The sequence below is a fragment of the Aeribacillus composti genome (assembly GCF_007827555.1).
Classification (GTDB): Bacteria; Bacillota; Bacilli; order Bacillales; family Aeribacillaceae; genus Aeribacillus; species Aeribacillus composti.
Genome location: NZ_VISS01000072.1, coordinates 1 through 2,049 on the forward strand (window position 1 = coordinate 1; position 2,049 = coordinate 2,049).

The following is a 2,049-nucleotide window of genomic DNA, read 5'->3' on the forward strand; positions in this document are numbered from 1 at the left end:
GATGTTGTCAAAAAACAGCTCCATGTGGCATAAGGGGTACCCTGTTTGTCTCTTTTGGTATGGTAATTATTGTTATGAAAATTGCTCATCTACAGTAAACAGGAAAATCCATTTTACACCTCTTTTTGCAAAACCTTACTTTCATCATATCAAAAAATACGAATTTATTGTTTTAATATTTTAAACATTACAATAAAAAATTTCGTTGCATCAGTTATATTTTTTCCCCGTCTCAACTAAACTAATGGAAGCGCCGGCAAATATTTTCGAAAGCTGATTTTTGTTCAACAAGCTTAGCATCAATAAGTGATTCCAAACTGTCCGCATCAGCCCATTTGCAGAAAAGCTATATTTTCTAATGTTTATAATCAAGGCAGATTGGATTTTTCCGGAAGCAAATCCCGAATTTCCTTTGAATCATGATGGCAATCGCTTTTGCATACAAATAAATAATTAAAAGTTATTTGTTAGGAATCGTTGTTTGAGCAGGTTTCCTAGATTTGATTCAACGATCATCCTGTCATTTCCTTGCTCTCATTCACGCAAATCTTTCAAACTTTTTTTACACTTTACAGAATCGGTTTTGAAAAATATACATCCTACTAATTGTGCAATTCAAAATTTACGAGACTATATTTTCGTTTATAATGAAGTTGTCAAATTCCATAACGTAAAGGGGGAAAACACCATGTCTGGCAAGATGAAGACTTACCGAGTGGGGATCGCAGGTGCGGGCGCTTTTGCCACTTTTTTGTCCGGTGCGCTTGCACGGCTGCCTGAATTTCAATTGACAGCTGTCGCAGGAAGGACGGATACAAAACGGGAGAGCGTGATGGCTGCTTATCAAAAACAGAGACATAATGCGATAACGCCAAAAGAATATTATGAGGCAGCCGACCTTATAGCCGATCCTGAAATCGATATTGTCATTTTAGCAACACCGCCCCATCTTCACTCCTCACTTAGCCGACTGGCTTTAACACACGGAAAGCATGTCTTGTTAGAAAAACCTGGTGCCCTTTATGCCAAGGAACTTTTGGAAAATGCGAACTATGCAAAAAAACAAAAGCGTGCATTCGCCGTGAACCTTGTATTGCGTTACAATCCGCTAGTAGAAGCTGTTGAATGGATCGTCCGCCATCGGCTGCTTGGATTCGTGCATCATGCAAGTCTCACCAACTCGGCTCATCACGTCGCCAATGGCCATTGGTTTTGGAATGATCAACTAAGCGGAGGCATTTTTATTGAACATGGAGTTCATTTTTTTGAGGTCGGTCGCCACTTACTCGGAGAAGCGGTCGATGCGAATGGTTTTGCTCTGACGGAGGAAAACGGTGAAAAACAGCGTGTTTGGGCGAGCGTTCTTCAAAAACCAGTTTATCAACAAGACGAAAAAAGTTCGGGAAACAACATATATTCTTTAGTTCCTGTTCAATATTACCACGGCTTTACGATGGATCCTGACGCACCGGAATCGACAAAATGGGAAATTCATTGCACTCATGGACGGATTGTACTTGAAGGATGGATTCCCCAAAAATTATATTTAGAGGGCAAAATCTCAAAAGAACAGGGCGAGCTGATCGATCAAATACTAGACAGCATACCGAAAAAACCGGTAGAAAACGCTGTTGAAAAAGTACGCTCTTCAGCCTTTCATTGTTTCAAAAATAAATCGTTCCCGCTTGAAGCACTATCCAGCATTTCATACGAACGGACAATCAAATTGGAGCAGCGGCAATTGTGGTATGAGGCAATGGTACAAGACCGTTTCCTTGATTTTTGCCGAATCATTGAAGAAGAAGGATGGGAAGGATTTGTTACAGCTGAAGACGCCGTGAAAGACTTAGAACTGGCAAATCGTGTAACGTTTAATAAAACCTGAATCCGTGATGAATTGAAATCGACTTTGATTTTGTTGTAATTTTGATGGATTGATAATCCATAAAACCCCTTTTATGCTTATGACCTATGTCATCTCTATTTCCGAAAATGGAACAAATCTCTTTTTTAGGTATACGAACCAAAAAAATAGACAAAAAAGCACAG

1 protein-coding gene is annotated in these 2,049 nt (G+C 39.5%); it reads left to right on the plus strand.

Annotated elements, in window-relative coordinates; translation table 11 throughout:
- Positions 1-688 precede the first annotated feature (688 nt).
- Positions 689-1,885 (plus strand): Gfo/Idh/MocA family protein, encoded by a 1,197-nt coding sequence (locus FB379_RS18290; protein WP_144598582.1) that lies wholly within the window; start codon positions 689-691, stop codon positions 1,883-1,885.
- Positions 1,886-2,049 lie beyond the last annotated feature (164 nt).

Coding starts and splice junctions, on each gene's coding strand:
- FB379_RS18290 (WP_144598582.1), top strand. CDS start 689: ATGTCTGGCAAGATGAAGACTTACCGAGTGGGGATCGCAGGTGCGGGC.